Annotated in this window: 19 protein-coding genes and 1 pseudogene; 9 read left to right on the top strand and 11 right to left on the bottom strand. The window is 30.7% G+C overall.

Annotation, left to right across the window (positions count from 1 at the left end):
- Window positions 1-43: 43 nt before the first annotated feature.
- A complete protein-coding gene (locus tag IPZ78_RS13400; protein ID WP_225554498.1) occupies window positions 44-1,024 on the bottom strand; it encodes a toprim domain-containing protein in 981 nt (326 codons plus the stop codon).
- An 831-nt stretch (window positions 1,025-1,855) separates the two neighbouring features.
- A complete protein-coding gene (locus IPZ78_RS13395; RefSeq protein WP_225554497.1) occupies window positions 1,856-2,350 on the bottom strand; it encodes a JAB domain-containing protein in 495 nt (164 codons plus the stop codon).
- Window positions 2,351-3,077: 727 nt separating this feature from the next.
- Between IPZ78_RS13395 and IPZ78_RS13390 the strand changes: the two genes are divergently transcribed.
- The gene (locus IPZ78_RS13390; RefSeq protein WP_225554496.1) at window positions 3,078-3,998 is read left to right on the top strand and encodes a HamA C-terminal domain-containing protein; all 921 of its coding nucleotides are present in this window, start codon (window positions 3,078-3,080) and stop codon (window positions 3,996-3,998) included.
- Window position 3,999: 1 nt separating this feature from the next.
- The gene (locus tag IPZ78_RS13385) at window positions 4,000-6,105 is read left to right on the top strand and encodes a DEAD/DEAH box helicase (RefSeq protein WP_225554495.1); all 2,106 of its coding nucleotides are present in this window, start codon (window positions 4,000-4,002) and stop codon (window positions 6,103-6,105) included.
- Between the two features lie 99 nt (window positions 6,106-6,204).
- On the opposite strand, the pseudogene IPZ78_RS13380 reads toward IPZ78_RS13385, so the two are convergent.
- The 4 genes and pseudogenes from IPZ78_RS13380 to IPZ78_RS13365 all read right to left on the bottom strand — a co-directional run.
- Window positions 6,205-6,603 (bottom strand): annotated as a pseudogene (locus IPZ78_RS13380) (transposase); the annotation flags it as partial.
- A complete protein-coding gene (locus IPZ78_RS13375; protein ID WP_225554494.1) occupies window positions 6,579-6,833 on the bottom strand; it encodes a hypothetical protein in 255 nt (84 codons plus the stop codon). The pseudogene IPZ78_RS13380 and the gene IPZ78_RS13375, both read right to left, overlap by 25 nt.
- Window positions 6,834-6,890: 57 nt before the next feature.
- A complete protein-coding gene (locus IPZ78_RS13370) occupies window positions 6,891-7,562 on the bottom strand; it encodes a transposase (RefSeq protein WP_262903877.1) in 672 nt (223 codons plus the stop codon).
- 379 nt (window positions 7,563-7,941) lie between these two features.
- Window positions 7,942-9,102 (bottom strand): Fic family protein, encoded by a 1,161-nt coding sequence (locus IPZ78_RS13365; protein WP_225554493.1) that lies wholly within the window; start codon window positions 9,100-9,102, stop codon window positions 7,942-7,944.
- A 394-nt stretch (window positions 9,103-9,496) separates the two neighbouring features.
- On the opposite strand from IPZ78_RS13365, the gene IPZ78_RS13360 reads away from it, so the two are divergent.
- Window positions 9,497-9,949 (top strand): hypothetical protein, encoded by a 453-nt coding sequence (locus tag IPZ78_RS13360; RefSeq protein ID WP_225554492.1) that lies wholly within the window; start codon window positions 9,497-9,499, stop codon window positions 9,947-9,949.
- A 265-nt stretch (window positions 9,950-10,214) separates the two neighbouring features.
- Here the strand turns inward: IPZ78_RS13360 and IPZ78_RS13355 are convergent, their stop codons facing one another.
- Window positions 10,215-10,523 carry a winged helix-turn-helix transcriptional regulator gene (locus IPZ78_RS13355; RefSeq protein ID WP_225554491.1) on the bottom strand — a complete coding sequence of 103 codons (309 nt, stop codon included), beginning with the start codon at window positions 10,521-10,523 and terminating at the stop codon, window positions 10,215-10,217.
- A gap of 124 nt (window positions 10,524-10,647) precedes the next feature.
- On the opposite strand from IPZ78_RS13355, the gene IPZ78_RS13350 reads away from it, so the two are divergent.
- The 4 genes from IPZ78_RS13350 (at window position 10,648) to IPZ78_RS13335 (ending at window position 12,687) form a co-directional block, all read left to right on the top strand.
- Window positions 10,648-11,016 (top strand): DoxX family protein, encoded by a 369-nt coding sequence (locus IPZ78_RS13350; RefSeq protein WP_225554490.1) that lies wholly within the window; start codon window positions 10,648-10,650, stop codon window positions 11,014-11,016.
- Window positions 11,017-11,018: 2 nt separating this feature from the next.
- Window positions 11,019-11,654 (top strand): NAD(P)-dependent oxidoreductase, encoded by a 636-nt coding sequence (locus tag IPZ78_RS13345; protein ID WP_225554489.1) that lies wholly within the window; start codon window positions 11,019-11,021, stop codon window positions 11,652-11,654.
- Between the two features lie 258 nt (window positions 11,655-11,912).
- Complete coding sequence (locus tag IPZ78_RS13340; protein ID WP_225554488.1) at window positions 11,913-12,179, top strand: helix-turn-helix domain-containing protein; 267 nt, start codon at window positions 11,913-11,915, stop codon at window positions 12,177-12,179.
- A 91-nt stretch (window positions 12,180-12,270) separates the two neighbouring features.
- Window positions 12,271-12,687 (top strand): DUF1801 domain-containing protein, encoded by a 417-nt coding sequence (locus IPZ78_RS13335; protein WP_225554487.1) that lies wholly within the window; start codon window positions 12,271-12,273, stop codon window positions 12,685-12,687.
- A 145-nt stretch (window positions 12,688-12,832) separates the two neighbouring features.
- Here IPZ78_RS13335 and IPZ78_RS13330 read toward each other — a convergent pair whose 3' ends face one another.
- The 4 genes from IPZ78_RS13330 to IPZ78_RS13315 form a co-directional block, all read right to left on the bottom strand.
- Window positions 12,833-13,705: an RteC domain-containing protein gene (locus IPZ78_RS13330; RefSeq protein ID WP_225554486.1), complete on the bottom strand. Its 873-nt coding sequence runs from the start codon at window positions 13,703-13,705 to the stop codon at window positions 12,833-12,835.
- A gap of 246 nt (window positions 13,706-13,951) precedes the next feature.
- The gene (locus IPZ78_RS13325) at window positions 13,952-14,701 is read right to left on the bottom strand and encodes a LytR/AlgR family response regulator transcription factor (protein WP_225554485.1); all 750 of its coding nucleotides are present in this window, start codon (window positions 14,699-14,701) and stop codon (window positions 13,952-13,954) included.
- Window position 14,702: 1 nt separating this feature from the next.
- Window positions 14,703-15,725 carry a LytS family sensor histidine kinase gene (locus IPZ78_RS13320; RefSeq protein WP_225554484.1) on the bottom strand — a complete coding sequence of 341 codons (1,023 nt, stop codon included), beginning with the start codon at window positions 15,723-15,725 and terminating at the stop codon, window positions 14,703-14,705.
- Window positions 15,726-15,759: 34 nt separating this feature from the next.
- A complete protein-coding gene (locus tag IPZ78_RS13315; RefSeq protein WP_225554483.1) occupies window positions 15,760-16,650 on the bottom strand; it encodes a lysophospholipid acyltransferase family protein in 891 nt (296 codons plus the stop codon).
- Between the two features lie 537 nt (window positions 16,651-17,187).
- Here IPZ78_RS13315 and IPZ78_RS13310 point away from each other — a divergent pair.
- On the top strand, window positions 17,188-17,760 hold the full coding sequence (locus IPZ78_RS13310) for a hypothetical protein (protein WP_225554482.1): 573 nt from the start codon (window positions 17,188-17,190) through the stop codon (window positions 17,758-17,760).
- Between the two features lie 229 nt (window positions 17,761-17,989).
- A complete protein-coding gene (locus IPZ78_RS13305) occupies window positions 17,990-18,361 on the top strand; it encodes a hypothetical protein (RefSeq protein ID WP_225554481.1) in 372 nt (123 codons plus the stop codon).
- The last annotated feature ends 4 nt before the right edge of the window (window positions 18,362-18,365 follow it).

The raw sequence follows: 18,365 nt of genomic DNA, 5'->3' as shown, positions 1-18,365 counted from the left end.
ATATCAGTAGTCTAGGTAATCAGCTAATAAATAAGCTAGCTAATTATCGCCTATATGTAGCCAGCATTTTTTCATAAATATGTTCTTCTTCATAAAAAAGGAGATTTGTTTTACGTGCCATCAACATTTCATTATAGTCTTTGTGCTTATGATAGATAAAGGATTGATCTACGGCATGCGGAATTACACTCTTTAAACTTTGAAAAGCAGATTCACCAGCTTTATCACGATCAAAATAAGCATGAACCCTAGAAAAGCTTTGCGCTTTAGTGATGGCTGCATCCAATAGAACTACAGAGTTTAAAACAATTATAGTATCACCTGCTTCTGGATTATCTACTTTCCAGCTCAGAAAATCCATAAAACCTTCGAATATCGCTAGTGAATCTGCACTTCCTGGTATCGTTGTAATAGCCTTTTTCCCTAAACAAGATTTAAAGTCACGGTCAGCTATCTGATTACGTAATTCCCAGCCTCCGCTATCATTCTGCCATCCTGCTGAAAAAAACTGTCTACCAGCTTTAGGTCCTGCTTTTATGGCATAATACACTTCTTTGATATGCTCTTGAGCAACCTCCCATATACCTCTACTTTTCAAGAAACGTGTAATTGCTGGATGCGTATTCAATGCTTTGATAGTTTCAATTTCATAGTTAGAAACTTTTAATGCGGTAGTTCTAGGACGTTTCACCTGCATAGGGACATTTATACTCTCATCAAGTGGAATAGCCATGATATCAGCTATTTTACGCAGTACCTCTTTAAATCTTAAGGGGTACCAAAAAGCTAAACCAAAGTCAATGATATTTCCGCCTTTTATTCCAGATGTATTTGCCCCACCATGATCATACCATACTCCTAGTTTTTCATCTACGCAAAAAGATGGTGTTCGCTCCTCTCGCAGCATGCTTTTATAAAACAATTCTTTTCCCGAGCTATACGCTGCATTATGTCCTAATTTGGCCAAAAGATCAACCAGCGCTACCTGATCTTTAATTTGTGTTGCAATATTCCATGTTACCATTTAGTTAAATATTTAGACTGTCACTTGGTTATAGAAAGAGAAAACAGATTTCCCTATACCTACTAAAGGGAGCACTCTTTACAGAGATACTCCCTTTTGTAGGTATAGAATGACAAACATCAATAACGGTAATTGATTCATGTAACTGTTTGGGAATACTCACGTAGGTACGTACATACCTGCCGAAACCGGCTGCCTATGGTTCATCGATATTTTAATCGATTGCACTTTAATTTCAGAAACTTAATCTGAAATGCTTCTTCCCTCAATGTCAAAGAACATGTCTTTTATTGAGGTCAAAATTGAGAAGAGTAATAAGGGCTTTTTCACAAGGTGAGAATGTTGGTGTCGATTTATTTTACTGATTAAATGCATTAAAAAAACCAATCTTTAGACTTTAAATAAACCAATATAACCTATTATTATTTAGTCAATTAAAAAAAATATAAGAAAACTATACTTTAGGTTCTAAATAAAATAAGTTGACAATATATTTTCCCAAGTTGAGATTATTGGGATGAAATTTATTTTGAAAAAATGAATGTAATTATTTTAAATAATAGGTCTACTAAAATGAATTAATATCCAATACCATATACCAAAATAGAACAATTGGGAATAAATGAGAACCAATCTATAAATAGCCTAATATAATTTACTAGGATAAAATGAAAACAGAATTAGATTCAAGGTTATACTTCATTAAAGAAAAACGATGATTAAAAGCATTCCATAAATAAAGCCTGTAGCAAAAAGCAATGATCATATTTCTACCATCGAATAGCAGCAAAAATCACAAAATGTTAAGCTGCTTCTTTTCAAAAAAAGGACTTATAATAGCCCTTCATCTCTAAAGGAGTAATAACTAGATTGTGTTAATATAATATGATCGTTTAGATTCAGCGATAACAGCTCACCGGCTTGCACAATTCTCTTGGTAAGAACCTTATCCGCTTCACTTGGCTTAAGTGTTCCTGAAGGATGATTATGTGCTACTACAATGGATGTAGCTCTTGATAATAGTGCTATAGAAAACAATAATCTAAAATCTACAAATACTGTATCCAATCCTCCTTCTGAAATTTTCTGATAACCTATCAAATCTAAGCCAGAAGAAAAACACAGAAAATAGAAACTTTCTCTAACATCTAGTTGATCAGTTTCCCATATCTCTCTAAGGAGATTGCTTACTTTTAATGAACTATTCAATTTCATGTATTGTGGGTCATTTAATTGAATTGATCTTTTATAAGATAAACTTAATTCATTTACAATAATGTCTTCATTGCTGTTTAGGAGTTCTTTAAAATCTAAAAAAGTTTGCATGGTCTAACGCTTTAAGGTGAAAAAAATTAATTAACACCAGTGCGCTACGAGACAATAGATTGACCAAGCAAAACAAATCAGGAAAAAAATGAACGTAGTGAGGAGGCTCCGTTCAATAAGAACGGATACCCATTTTATTACTGATTTTATTGGGTGTGTAAGCCAAATACGCTGGGGCGCGTCAATCTGGCGAAGTAACTTTGTGCTAAATTAATTGAATAACCTAACCTTATCCATACATATTAAACCCTAATAAAAAACAAAAGCCAACCTCTACTCCAAAGAGAAATTGAGTTCATTTATATTCCATTTCTGTATACGAATGAGCATATTATCACCTGTAAATTTTCAACATAAAAGTTTCTATTTGGTACGAATAGAAAAAAAGTCCTATATCCAACAATATTTCAGCGTAGAATACCAAATCGCATTTGACAAAAATTCTTTTAACTCATTCTTCAATTAAATGCTATTTGTAAATCTGAAAAACAGTACATACTTATTATCCTTTCTAAATTCTTTAATTTTATATTTTTCTTATAAAAAACCATAACACAAAATGTATAAAGTCAAACTAATTTACACAACCTTTATATTAAAAACGCAGATTTTCATAAAACCATAAACTACTACTCAACAGAAAGTTATAAATTATTTTAAACGTTTAATAAATAAACATATATTGCGTATATAATAATGTTAGGCGTCATTATAAACCAAACTACACATGAAATTTGAAGTAATAGTAAATGATTTTTTTGAAAATCTTAAACAAGACATGACCTTAACCCAAACAAATAATAAAAGAGTTGTTGGAATTTTAAATGATTATGAGGATGGAAAATGGCGATATGACAAATTTCAAAAATTTATTTGGGATAATATAAAAGAGACGGCATTAAGTCATAATGAAAGAAAAGCTCTTCTTTCTGATGGAGAAAGCTCAATACTTACTGAAGCAGCAAAAAAACTACGTCTTGTTGAAGCTACTGATGCAATTGGTAGAGGAAGCGAAATTGCTGAAATAGTTTTATACGGCATAATGAAGCATCATTATCAAGCATTACCAATAGTACCTAAAATATTTTATAAACAAAATAAAAAAGATGAAGCTAAAGGTTCTGATAGTGTTCACATTGTAATTGAATCTCCTGAATCTTTTTCACTTTGGTTTGGTGAGTCAAAATTTTATAATAGCATTGAAAATGCAAGATTAGATACAATTGTAGAATCGGTAAAAGTTTCACTTAGTTTAGATAAAATAAAAAAAGAAAATAGCATTATAACTAATTTAAGTGACATTAATGACTTTGATGAAATTAACGAATCACTACGCGAATCTATAAAAAATTATCTTTCTCAAGATGTATCAATTGATAAAATTAAGCCATTACTAAATATTCCAATTTTACTTTTATACGAATGTGAGGAAACCAAGAATGAAACTATATATTCTAATGATTATAAACAAAAAATGATAGATTATCATAAAGAAAGAGCTACAGAATATTTTAAAAAACAGATTAATAAATGTAATGACGTGCATTTGTATGATGAGATAAAGTTTCATATTGTTCTTTTTCCAATTGCAGATAAAAAAACTATTGTTGACAAATTCATACAAATAGCACAAGTTTATAGAAATTAATATGAATGAATATATATTTGAAAACTGTCAAGTTATTAATAGCTTACTTATTCAAGAACATGAAAACCAAGCTAGACAAGAACTAATAAAATTATTAGATTTCCATAAAAAAAATAGTTTATCATATACTCCATTAGTCAATCATTTAATTAGAGAAACTGGATTATTCCCCTATTTAGAACCTGAAACCTCTGATTGGCAAGAACGCTTTATTTATAATGCTTTCAAAGTTGATGTTGGTGAAGAGAATCCCCTTACATTGCATCGTGAACAATCATATTTACTTAAGAGTTTATTAAGTGGTAAAAACATTGCTGTAAGTGCTCCTACAAGCTTTGGTAAAAGTTTTGTAATAGATGCTTATATAAAGCTAAAAAAACCAAAAAATGTTTTAATAATTGTTCCTACAATAGCACTAACTGACGAGACTAGGAGGCGTTTGTATAAAAAATTTGCTCACGAATACAAAATTATTACTACTTCTGATGTGGAGCTTAGCGAAAAAAATATATTTATATTCCCACAAGAACGAGCAATAAATTACATTAATGTAGTAGAGCAATTTGACATAATTATTGTTGATGAGTTTTACAAAGCGAGTAGCTCTTTTGACAAAGAACGTTCATCTAGCTTAATTAGGGCAATGATAAAATTAGGGGCTAAGTCAAAACAAAAATATTACTTAGCACCAAACATCACTTCTTTAGATAATAATCCATTTACAGAGGATATGGAATTTATTAAATTAGATTTTAATACAGTCTATCTAGAAAAACATGATTTATATAAAGAAATAAATTCTAATGAGGAAAAAAGTGAAGCTCTTCTAAATATTTTAGATAACAATACAGGAAAAACACTAATTTATGCAGGAACATATTCAAATATAGACAGTTTAACAAATTTATTTTTAACAACGAATAGCCCTACTAAAAGTGAAATATTAAATCAATTTTCTGATTGGCTATCTAAAAATTATGATTCAAATTGGAGTTTAACAAAACTTATAAATAGAAGTATTGGAATACATAATGGACGATTACATAGATCATTAAGTCAAATTCAAGTCAAATTATTTGAAGAAGAAAATGGTATAAACAATCTAATTTCTACATCTTCAATAATTGAGGGAGTAAACACATCTGCCGAAAATGTGATCATTTGGAGAAACAGAAAAGGTTCAGCAAAGTTAGATGATTTCACCTACAAAAATATAATTGGGCGAGGTGGTAGAATGTTTAAACATTTTATAGGTAAAATATATGTATTAGAACAACCTCCAAAAGAAATACAAACACAATTAGACATTCCATTCCCAGAGGAAATTCTTGGTGATTTAGATGAAACTTCTTATCAGGGGTTATTAACAGATGAGCAAATAGCAAAACTTAAAGCTTATAATGACGAAATGTCTAACCTTATAGGTGCTAAAATTTATTCTGAATTAAAAGGAGAATCAGCTTTTCAATCAAGCAACTCAGAATTAATTAAATTAATTGCCATTGATTTAGTACAAAATCCTGATGAATGGAACGGTTTATTCTACTTAAATAAATTTGCTCCAAAAGATTGGGATAGATTACTTTATAAAATTATAAAACTTCAACCAGGAAATTGGGAAACGTCATATTCTACATTTGTTGAGTTTATTAAAATAATCGCATATAATTGGAGTAAATCAATTCCTGAATTATTATCTGAATTAGAAGATTATGATATTGGAATAGATGATTTTTTCAAACTAGAAAGAAATGTCACATACAAATTCACTGCTCTTTTACAAGATATTAATTTACTACAGAAGAGAATTCTAACAAGTAAAAATTATGACATCTCAAGGTTTATCACTTTATGCTCACATGCGTTCTTGCCTAAAGTTGTTTATCAATTGGAAGAATATGGCTTACCTAGAATGATTACAAAAAAAATTCATCTTTCTAAAGTCATTGATTTCTATAATCCTGATTTGAATATACATAACACTGTAGAAATATTTACAAAAATTGGCTATGATTACGTAATACAAAATACGAAAGCGCTAGATGATTTTGATAAATATATTATTACTTATTTCTACGATGGAATAAGAAAAAATAACGACGCCTAACAAGGGTAACTGTTGCACAACTACTTCTAAAAGTTAAAAACCAAGAATATTTAACCTCGTTTAAGCCTTTTAAACGAGGTTAGTTATTTTAAGCTGTGTTCACTGTAGTATTTTAAGAGGCTTAAATTGGCTTATTTGCAAGTTGATAAGTCCGTTTCGATAAAACAAAAGTTTACCTAATACTGCCGTCATACTTTGGGCTATGATTTGGGGATTTTTGCGACTGAATTTCAGATACTTTTTCAGATTGTAGCATAGTGCTGCCATCAAAACATGTTTATTTGCCTGAGCCAGACCTCGACTATTTATTTGTTTCATATTGTGGTGGTTGATCAGCGTGCCTAAAACGGGTTCTACTGTACTGCTCCGTCTCTTGACTAATCTGCGATGATAGGCTTTGTTGGTGGCGAGTTTTTGATGCATGCGGTCATATAGCGGTTTGTGAATGCTTTCATCCAGCTTCTTGAATTTGCTCACTTTTCCACCACACTGCTCGCGTAAAAGACAATCTTTACAATCCTTCTCACTACTCCGATAGGTTTTCTTTTGATATCCTTTACTATCGGCTCAGAGATACCTTTGAAAGGTAACATGGCTTTATTTCCTCCCTCTTGTATACATTCGTAACGGTCTTGATCTGCGTTGAAAAAAAAGCCTAAGCGATCCGGTTTATACTGGCCAAAGTTAGGAATCCAGGCATCGATATTATGATCTTCGCAATATTGCAAACTCTCACCACTGCTGTAGCCTGCATCGGCTAGTACTTATTCCAAATTGATCTCATTTTACCTTAGGTCAGCAATTGTTTGATTCATTATATCACTGAATCTCGCACTATCAATACTTCCTGACGTGCTAGCACAGGCACCAGTGATGACGTGATGTCCATTGTCTACTGCCAATTGACCCGCATAATTCAACTGACGAGGTTTGCCCGGTTTGGTCGAGATCTTCGCATCGGGATCTGTAGGCGAATAATGCGTGTAGTTGCTCAGAAATTTCGGGCGTATTTCCTCACCATCTACATCCTTTTGGATGGTCATCCGAGAGCCAGGCATATCTTTATAGCTTTCTTTCTTCCAAGAATGGTGTTGCTCCACCTCCTTCTGCCTTTGTGCCGTGACTTGATATTCCGAATTGATATTCAACTCTTCAGTGTAAGTCTTCGCATCATCCACAATCTCCTTTTCGATCAATGAATCTATACTCGCATTCGCTTTGATAAAAGCACTGTCTACACATTGACGCTTACCACGAACCATACCTTTAGCTATGCATTTGTGCAAGACTTCTTGAAACAAACTTAAAAACACTTCTTCCACATACAATTGACGCGTTCTAGATATCGTAGGATGCCATGGTAATTCCTCAACCAAATCATAACCCAAAAACAAACGAATACTCAAACTGTCAGCACAAAATCGCAACAATGCTCGATCGCTATTGATATTATTCAAATAACCAACAATATCTTGAAGAAGACAACGGGATCAATACTTTCTTGTCCTTCACTACCGTAATACTTCGAGGTAAATCCATTCAAATAATGTAAGTCCAACTCTCTAAGCAATATGCGATAGTAGTTATCCTTGGGAACTAAAAATTCTAAACTAGTTTAATAAAATAATTGTGGAGTAAAATTATTGCGTCCTTACATACAATAAGATACGCATTTTTTACTATATTGAGTTGTGCAACATGCACATCGGCTTGGCGTAATAGCGGGTTCAGTGCTTCGAATGACAGCCCTGTAGTAGGTTCAAGTGCAATGCTTCGATGAACAGTTGTGCTTCGATTTCCGCCACTCTGCCAAGCCGAAAAACCATAGCTACAATTTTAATCATGAAGCGGTAAAAACCCTTTTTCGTCTAGCATCTTAATAACTCCTCGAAATAAATAGTTATTATCAAATCTTAAAACATACTTTCTAGCAGATTCTCTTTCTGGTACAAGCATTTTCTTTTCGATAAGCTTCTTTATTTGCCGTGAGATTTCAGACTTTGCTTTATCTTTAAAGAATTTTTCTAAATCTGAATTTTGAATAACCTGTTTTTCAATAGTTTCTCTTAAAATCTTAGCTTCAGTATCGGTAATAATTTGACGACTTAATGAAAAATTGATTGAAGGCAAAAGTATTTCCTCTTTTAAGAATTGATAATCAGAAAGCTTATCAATTTTCTCAATTTCTTCTTTTAATCCATTTAAAACGTATTCACACCATTCTAAAATACCATCTTCTGTTCCTAAATCAGCTTTTGACAATTTATCATAATATTCATTTCTATTATTACAAAACACTGCTGTTGGATTTACAATCCTACCGACATTTACATTAAATCCATTTTTTATCAACATAGCATATGTAAATAATCTTACAGTTCTTCCGTTACCGTTGCCAAAAGGGTGAATCCAAACGAATCTGTGGTGCGTAATAGCCGATTTTAACAAATCATATTTTGAAGAATCGTCATTCCTAATGAATTCGAACATTTCATCCATTAAGCTTTCAACAAGAAAAGGTTCTGGTGGTAAGTGATTAGAATTAGAAATTTTAATATTATGACTTCTATATACTCCTGGAGTTTTATCACCTTCACCACCATTGCTAATTGGTAACCCATCTACAATTATTTTATGTAATTCACTTATAAAACTTTTGTTAATTGGATAATCGACTACATTTTGCTCAATAAATTCCATTGCTCTTTCAATATTTTGAATCTCTAAAATATTGTTAGATACATTTTTACTGGAATCTTCATCTAATTTACTTTCAAAATATTCGGCAATAGTCGTATTATTCCCCTCAATTCTTGCAGAACCGATACTTTCAAGTGTGTGAAAAATATGTTTTAACTGAAAAAAAACTTGAGGATGTGTTGAACCACTTAATTGTTTTTTCCTTAAATGCTCTAACTCTATTATTAGGTCTGTTAATCTTGAATCAAAACTCGGTCTGATTAGTTTTAAATCGTAATGTTTAAATTCTGCCGCCATTACCAATTATTCTTAAAAATTATTTCAACAAAGCTACAAAACATTTCAACACAAGTTTTATAACATTTCAACATTATAATTTATTTATTTCAAAATAAAATTCATAAAACACAGAAAAAGAGATCTTTTAGACTAATTTTTGCAAAAAGAGATTTACAAAAACAAATATAAAGATTTCAAAAAAACACCATAAAGAAATAAAACTGTAGCTAATATTGTATTGGCGAAATGGCGGTTTAAAGAAGATATTGAAAGTTTCTCCTTTTTTTGTCGGAACAGCCTTTTATATTTACTTTTTCATAAATTTAGAAAATAATAAAAGACTGTTCTTAGTTTAGTGCAAAATTGAAAGTTTTGGCTTTCTAATCCGCCACTATTGCCAAATTTGACAAATATGAAATCTATAAAAATAACTCTAAACTTATTGTTCGTTATTATATTGACAAGTTGTGGAAATTCTTCAACAGAAAAAGTTTCCAGTTTAGAACAAACACCAATTGTTGAAACTGAAATAAAGCAAAAAGGTACAGTAATGAATTTTTCAAAAGAAGATATAGCAAGATTTGCAATTTCTTCAATTATGGGTCAACCTTCAAAGACAATTAAAGTAAAAGACGAAAATGGATTATATATTCTGACTTACATTAGAAAATCTGACTCAAAAAAATTCGATTTCAAAATAAAAATTGAAGAAGATAAAATTCTTTGGGCAAACCTTGACGGACGTTGGCGGGACACCGAATATGACGAAAAAATTAGTTTTGAAGAAAATGACCAAACAATAAAAATCACTCAAACATATAGCGACAATTCTGTCAATGTAAAAGAATTTAAAAAAGGTGAATAACAAAACCGAACAACTAACAAGGGTTTGGATCAATGACGGTTTAAGGGAGGAATTAAAAGTTTCTCTTTTTTTTACGCAACAACCTTTTATATTTCCCTTTATTCATAAATTTAGAAAATAATATAAAGCAGTTGCTCAGGTAATTGCAATGTTAAAAATTTAGGATTTTCAAATCCGCCACTATCGCCAATACGCGACCCGTTTGCGGAATTGGTATGACGACCTTTCTAATAAAAAAATCTGCAAGAAAATGATTATGGCTCTTCTACTTTCCTATGATTTCCTTTCTATGGTTTAAACCCCAATCGCGGAGTTCTTTAATAACTTTTCCTAACGTTGTGGCATAAGGAGTTGTCGTGTATTCAACAAATACAGGTGACTCATCATAGACAGTTCTTTTAATCAATTTATGTTCTTCCAAGTCTTTCAACTCTTTAGCAAGAACTTTTGAATTAATTTTTCCAATACTTCGTTCAATTTCTCTAAACCTGTGATTTCCTGAAGATATAGAAATTAATATAATCAATTTCCATTTTCCACTTATTACGTCCAACGCATCTCTAACTGGAAGCATTGCTGAACTACAATCTGTATGATTTGCTTTACTCATCCCTAACTTTCTTGCTTACTTTTAGGTAACTGCTTACATTTAGTAAGCAAAAGTAATTAACTTTGTCAAGACTAAAAAATTTAAAAGAATGAATACTACACTTTGGATAGTACAGGGATTACTTGCCCTAATTTTTGCCATGGCAGGAATTATGAAATCTACTCAACCTATTGATAAACTATTAAAATCAGGAGTTACTTGGACTGACAGGTTTCCATTGACAACAGTTCGTATAATTGGATTAAGTGAACTTATTGGAGCCTTGGGACTTATACTGCCTTGGCTTCTCAATATTTTTCCAGTATTGACACCTATTGCAGCAACTTCGCTTGCATTGGTAATGACATTAGCAATGATGCATCACTTAAAATATAAAGAATACAAAGCCATTGCATTCAATTTTATTTTATTAGTATTAATATGTTTTGTTGCTTACAACAGGTTTAACTCTCTTTAATTATGAACGTTACAATATTTGGAGGAACAGGAACTACAGGTTTACTCGTCATTCAAAAAGCATTATCAGCTGGACATAGTGTTACTGCTTATGCACGGACACTTTCTAAAATTTCAATCCAGCATAACAACCTTACAGTTATTGAAGGTGAACTGACTGATATTGAAAAAATTAAAAGTTCCGTAAAAAATGCCGATGCTGTTATCAGTGTGTTAGGTCCGACTGGTAAATCCAAAGGTCTTGTAATTTCTAAAGGCATTAAAAACATTATTAGTGCAATGCAAATGCATGGTGTAAAACGTCTTATTGCAACGGCAACACCAAGCTATAAAGTCAGCAAGGACAAATTTCAATTCGGTTTTACCTTGGGAGTTTTTATGGTTAAATCATTCATAAATGACACCTACCAAGACATTGTAGCAACAGGTGAAGAAATTGCAAAAAGCCCTCTTGACTGGACAATTGTTCGTTTACCTATGTTGAGTAATAATCCATCTAAAGGCAAACTAAACATAGGCTATACGGGTGACGGACAAGTAAATCTTTTTTCGCTATCTCGGACTGACTTAGCCGACTTTCTCATTCAGCAACTTGCCGACAAAACATACTTGCGACAAGCCCCAGTAATTAGCAACTGACGTACTTCTTAACTCGAAAAAAATACTAAAAATAACAGCGGTTTTGCGTAATATGGGCTGACATTAATAATTAAATGCTAGCCCTTTTTATTTACATTTGTGCAAGGCTAAAAGTTTAGTGATTCTAATACCTTACTACACAAAGCACAAAAACGTATAGCTATAATTTTTAAAAACATCTGGTGAACAAGAGACCTAAAGAAATAACTCAACAATTTAATGATATCCTCGACAATCATTTAAAAAAGATTGTTTTGGGTGAAGAAGATATTTTTTTTAGGAATTCAAGATGTAGCAAGGATTATGAACATCCACCCTACTCACTTAAGTAATACAATTAAAGAAGCCACTTACAAATCTCCATGTGATATTTGTAATGAAAAGACCATTAATGTTGCAAAAAAAATATTAGAAAATAGCGAAATGACAATTTCTAAAATTGCTAATATACTGACTTTTGAACCAACAAATATTTCAAAAGACACACGAACAAAACTCCTTCTGATTACAGAAAAAAATTATTAGAGGGGTTATTGCTTAAAATACTGAAACCTTCACCATAAGATTAAGTTTTTTTTAAAAAAATGGAATAAAACCAAATATTAAAACATATTAAATGAAAAATCAGATCGTTAAGCTAAATATTGAGGTCACTGCGTTTTTAGATAGTCTAAATCATCCGTTGAGAAATGAAATTGAACAATTAAGAGTTTATATTCTTTCTGCTAATAATGAATTAAATGAAAATGTAAAATGGAATGGTCCAAATTATCATTTGGATAATGAAGATAGAATTACAATGAAAATTCAGCCACCAAAAAATATTCAACTCATATTTCATCGTGGAGCAAAGAAACAAACACAACCAAAAAATAGATTAATAGATGATCATAGTAAGCTATTAGTATGGAAAGAAAAAGACAGAGCTATTGCAACATTTACAAACATGTCAGAAATTAATAATTCAGAAACAGAGTTGTTTGAAATTGTTAATGAGTGGATAAAGGAAGCTAAAATAGTAACAAATCGTTAACAAAATATTCTAATATAAAACCATATTTTTTGAGAATTAGGAAAGCCACAGCCTGTTTTAACACTTTAAATCAAGTAGTTATATATTAGTCTTAAAATTCATATCAATAAATCCAATCAGGCCTATTTATTATTCAATCATTTCCTTATTGATTCTTCCTATGATGCTTATTACCAAAACCATTTTGGATATGATTAACTAATGTAAATTGCATTTCATCTAAAAACTTTGTGTGACTTACCAATTTACGTCTACTTATATCGATGTACATTCGGTAAGATTGTCCTAAATCAATATTTAAGCTATTTTCTAACCAGGATATTATTTCACCAAGTTCAGCTTTTCCACCATTTATCCTTTTAGAGTGATACAAACCATAAGCAAGTTCTACTAATTCAATCTTATTTCCAGACCACCAACGACGCTGTTTTATTAGCTCGCTTTCTAGCGCATCCAAATCCTTCTTTTTATCTAATTTTTTAATTTTTCCAACAAAACAATCACGCAACATTTCATAAGCTTTAAATTTTGCAAAAAGTAAGTCTAAACTACTAGTATAATTATCCTGTTTGTTTGTGAGTTTAAGTTCTGGAGGTAAATCTTTCAAATTTCGACTCAGGAAGTAATCAGCATCTTTACTGTTATCATCAGCTAAATAATATTGATAATACAGCGCATATCGTTTGAAAAATCGATTAATTACTTTCAACTCATGTAGATAATATTTCTTAATAACTTGATCAGTACTTATTGGAATCATACTAATAACATGGTGAAGCTCAATAATATAAACCTGCCAGCTATGAAACTTTGGTTTGATATATTTAAAAAAATATATTTCAGTTTCATCATCTATAAAGGGATTAGCTATTACTAATTTTTGAAGTTCATCTAATGTTTTCAAAATTATCGATATAGAGCTCGAAAAATCAATTACTGTACTCAATGAGAAATTATTAACACGGCGCAATTCATTAAGCATTCCTTCATATATTGATTCTACATGTAAAGGATTCATAGTGTAAGATTAAAGGTTTTAAGGTTAGGAACTTAAATTATTAAAATCTATTTATGCCTAAGCAATATGCTTATTTGTCTATCATCATTTAAATCGAGAGTAATAGTATTAATTTTAAATTCATTTCTTTTCAAAACGGTATTATTACCCACAATTAAAATTATTTTTAGGTATCTATTATTAAATAACAGCACTAAAAGTGAAAAATGTATGATATAATATGTGATACGTTATATCGCCTTTCAATTAGTTATTCTGCTTAAAAATTTCGTATTTATGCCTAAATTCTTTGGCAAACTCCTGCGTAATATGAAGCGATTGATCCCCTTTTCTATCTTCCGATTTATTCTTAAGAAAAATTTGTTTTCCCCTTACAACTTCGATTTTGTCCAATGCTATCAAATAACTATTATGAGGTTTAGCGAATTTATCTACTGGTAACATACTAGCGAAAGATTTTAAAGACATCTGGGTAACTACAGCATCTAATTCTAAATATATGGTTAGAATATTATTGTTAATTAAAGCATATAAAATATCCTGTACTTGAATTATCACTTCTTCACCAGATACATCTTTAATTTCAAGCTGCTTCACTTCCCTTTTCAATTTCTCAGCTTTACGATCAACTTCAATTACAACATCTTTTAATAATTCTTCTAATACTCTAAAACTAGGAGTTTTACCTATGAAATATTTAATACCCACCTCTCTTGAACTATATACATAATTACTATATGAAGAACATGCAACAGTTACAGGAGGATCGGTTAACATACTTAACCAAGTATTGCCATCTAAATCTACATCACCAAAATCCATATCTAAAAACAAAATATCAATATCCATTTCATCAATGCTTTGGAGGCATTCATTCAGGTCAGATAACACGGTTGTATTACCTATAAATGAAACCTCAGAAATCATCTTCATCAAATAAACCAAGGATTTTGGTTTATCATCCAGAAGTAGAATATTGTATTTTTGCTTTTCCATTCTAATTAGGTATCAATTTCATATTTAACGTAAACGATTTTGTATTAGATTTTTTCACTATTACAGGTAGGTAGTCACTATACTTAATTTTCTCATTTAAAAACAAAAATCCTTTTCCTGACTTCTCCTTACTTTTAAATTGATGTGTAGAGCTCGTACATGTGATTTCAATAACACTATTATCTAAAACTAAATTATAATTGACAGGAAAATCAGGTGAGATATATGCGTGTTTAAGACAATTTTCTAATGGAAATAACAAAAGTCCTCTGGGTAAAAGAGAAACATCACTGTCATCATTAATAATTTTAAAATTTATTGCTCCTTCACCATAATGCTTAAGTAGTAGACGAATAAAACACTGCAATTTATCTAAACTATAACTCCATGTATCTCTCTTCCCAAAATCTTCCAACTCTAGAATATAACCTAAAAATTCAACTATATCCATTATTGTTCGCGTATTCTTAGGTTCATCATTTAATAACATTTCACCAAAACTTTCAGCGAATATATTCTTCATAAAATGAGACGTATACTTCATATCTACTACTCTTTCCCTATTTATGGCTAACTCTTTTTGTAATTTCTTATTCTTTAGATAATAAAGTACATACTGTTGAATCACAATATATATTACAGCTAGAACATTAAGTGATATAAAAGCATCCCAAATTCTATAATGAAATAATGAATCGTTTCTTGGTATAGTGTCATCGAATAATTCTATGTCAAAATACGGCAGTATTTTATATATAATATTATCAATTACCCAAGTTATATTCCATCCTACAACTAAATAACAAAAACAATAAATAACACGAATACTATTCACTTGGTTATATATAACCTCTAAAAAAAATGAAATAGTTAAATAAAAGAATATGTAAACTGCCGATATAGCTACGATGTGATTAAGCGGAATATCTTCTTGCGCATAAAAGTAATTTAGAAAATAATTCCAAAGAAAAATAAATGCAGCGATTATCAAATGCAATAGAATTTTTATTCTTGCATTTTTCATAGTAGATTGTTTGGTGATAACTAAATATAAGCTATTATTTTAAATTAAGATAAATAAAGTTATAACTAGATCTATCAAAATAACCAGTATTACCATTCAACTCCATTAATAGCCACGAATCTCTGATAGTTAAATTATCTTGAATTTGGGTATCATGTATACCTATATCGAAACAAGCCATTTCGTGCAAATAATTCCATGACTCCCATTTAAAAGGCTCGTCGATAATTTGTTGTTCTAAAAAACTATATAAATATTGCATAGCAAAAAGTATATATTCTTTACCCTTATTATAATTAAGCGGTAATAGTATTCTTCCAGGAATAATCTTAAATCTATTTAAACTATTGCTATGTGTTAGTGGAATAATAGGAACTTTCAGTAAATAGCTCAATACAGCGATCCCTTTTCGTACTTTGATTTTATTTCCACAAAAATCAACTTCTACACGATTATTAGTTGCATCTTTTAAAGTACCTGAATTACCATCTGCAAATATTAAAAGATGTCGTCCCTGCAATAAAGTAGATCGAGCTTTTATTAGAACCTGAGGATCATCGCTAAAAAGAAATTGGTAACTAGAGTCTTTATACAACAAATTAGACTTCATTTTATTAATCTCTGTATGCTGATCTTCATATACATTTCTATCAATTAAAATATCAAAGCAAATATTTTGATTAGCAATTGCAGTTGGTATCTGCGCATGATATCCCAAATGATACAAACAAATTATTGATGGTTGATTAGATATAATGGGTATAAGATTATCTAAATCCCAAGAAGTTTCAGGTTTTATAAATTTAGGTTTATGGTATTCAAGCCACTTTTTATAAATCACCGTATGCGAGTTCCAAGCTATATCCGAAAAAAAGTGATGAATATTTGCCGAGAATAAGGCAAAATCCCAGGTATTGTAAATCATAATTAGTGTGATTAAGTTAGAAAATTGAGGGAAAATAAATTTGCCAATTCAGCATATATTCTCCCTCTAAAAAACATGAATTGACTATTTATAGCAATCTAAAATGTTCTTATTGGACAGCGCTCTTTTGGTGGAGGTTCATTATCTAAAAGGGATTGAAATTGTCCCCAAACTAAAATGGTTGGTTTCATTTCACCAAGTTCAGTTCTCCATAGCGTTTGATTGTTTGTGTTTTTCATTTTGAATCGTGTCTTAATATTTTACCATAAGCAAACACTGGATGTACAGGCCTAGAACTTGCTTCGTTTATAACTCTAATTGGATCCAACAAGAGCAAACATGCAAACGAAAAAATGAGAATTCAAATAAAATGGTACAACGTTTAGAAATTAAGAATTACTGATGATTTACAATTTTAAGATAAGAGTTACATCAATTTATACAACGTAAGTCTTATAAAATATACTTTGTACACTTGAATTCTATAATTACAAATTGTAAAAACCATATTAGTGGATTTACCTATGGATTTACTTTATGGAAAGAGTTATTAATTACCTTGGATACTACATTAAGTTATCTGAAGAAGCAAAACACTTTTTACGTATCAACGGAAGGATTAAATTGTATTCTTCAAACTCCTATTACAAAATGCATGATGAACATATAAGTAAATGGAATTTTATAATAGAGGGTTTAGTAGCAATGATAAGCTTTCACAATCAAAAAGAGAATATAGAAAGATTTTATACCTCTCATTACTACTTTTCTGGGACTAAGCACGTCTTTTCAAAAAACTCAGAACCGCTTACTATTAAATTCCTTAGAAATACTACATTATTCGAAATACCAAATAGCAGCTTGCAAAATGGATTAACATTGTATACCGAACTCAATGAAATCTATCAGATTCTAAAACAACACGAAATTCGATATACACAACAATTAATAAGCATTCTTAATTCCCCTTCAAAACATCGAATTCATGCATTAGCTTTACTTCAACCAGATTTATACGATACACTAACTATCAAAGAAAAGATGTCTTATCTAAACATTAGCAATTTTAAATACTATTACCGCGCCTTATCCTATCATTTACATTTATAAGAAATATGCCAATAGCATAATCTTCTAAATAAACAGTTGTAGAGATTTGATAGTACCAAACATCTACAACTAATGAAAAAGTATAAAAGAAAATTTGCCTTATTTAAGATTAAGGTCACACCCTCACCCATCATGTGTGACTGGTAGGCCCATTTAACGTATAACCTAAAACATAGTGGCGAATTCTGAAACTATGTATAATCAATTTTATAAAAAAAATCTTTTTGAAATGAAAACTATTAAATCAAAATTAATAACAGGCATGGCTACTTTAGCTTTACTATTCGGATTAATATTCGTTGTAAAGGCTATGCAAAGTGAAAAAACTGGGAAACTTAAATTTATTACGACGCAATGGTTCGTTTTTAATGGAAATCCAAGTGATGTAGATGAAATTGAAGACCCGAACTTTTATACACCGTATTCACCTACTATGAGCAATCCTGAACCTTCATGTGTAAATGGAACAAAGCTTTGTGCTGTAAAGGCTGAACCAGATGCATCAAATAGCACAATACCAAATCAAACCAGTTTACAGGATGTATTAAATCGTAATCAAGGTTCTAGTCCAGACCGTTCTGAAATAAAGCATCAACCTTAAAAAA

Origin of the sequence: Sphingobacterium bovistauri (genome assembly GCF_020295405.1) — a bacterium.
Lineage (GTDB): Bacteria > Bacteroidota > Bacteroidia > Sphingobacteriales > Sphingobacteriaceae > Sphingobacterium > Sphingobacterium bovistauri.
Note: the sequence above shows the minus strand (reverse complement) of the source record. Positions and strands in the feature narration are given on the sequence as shown.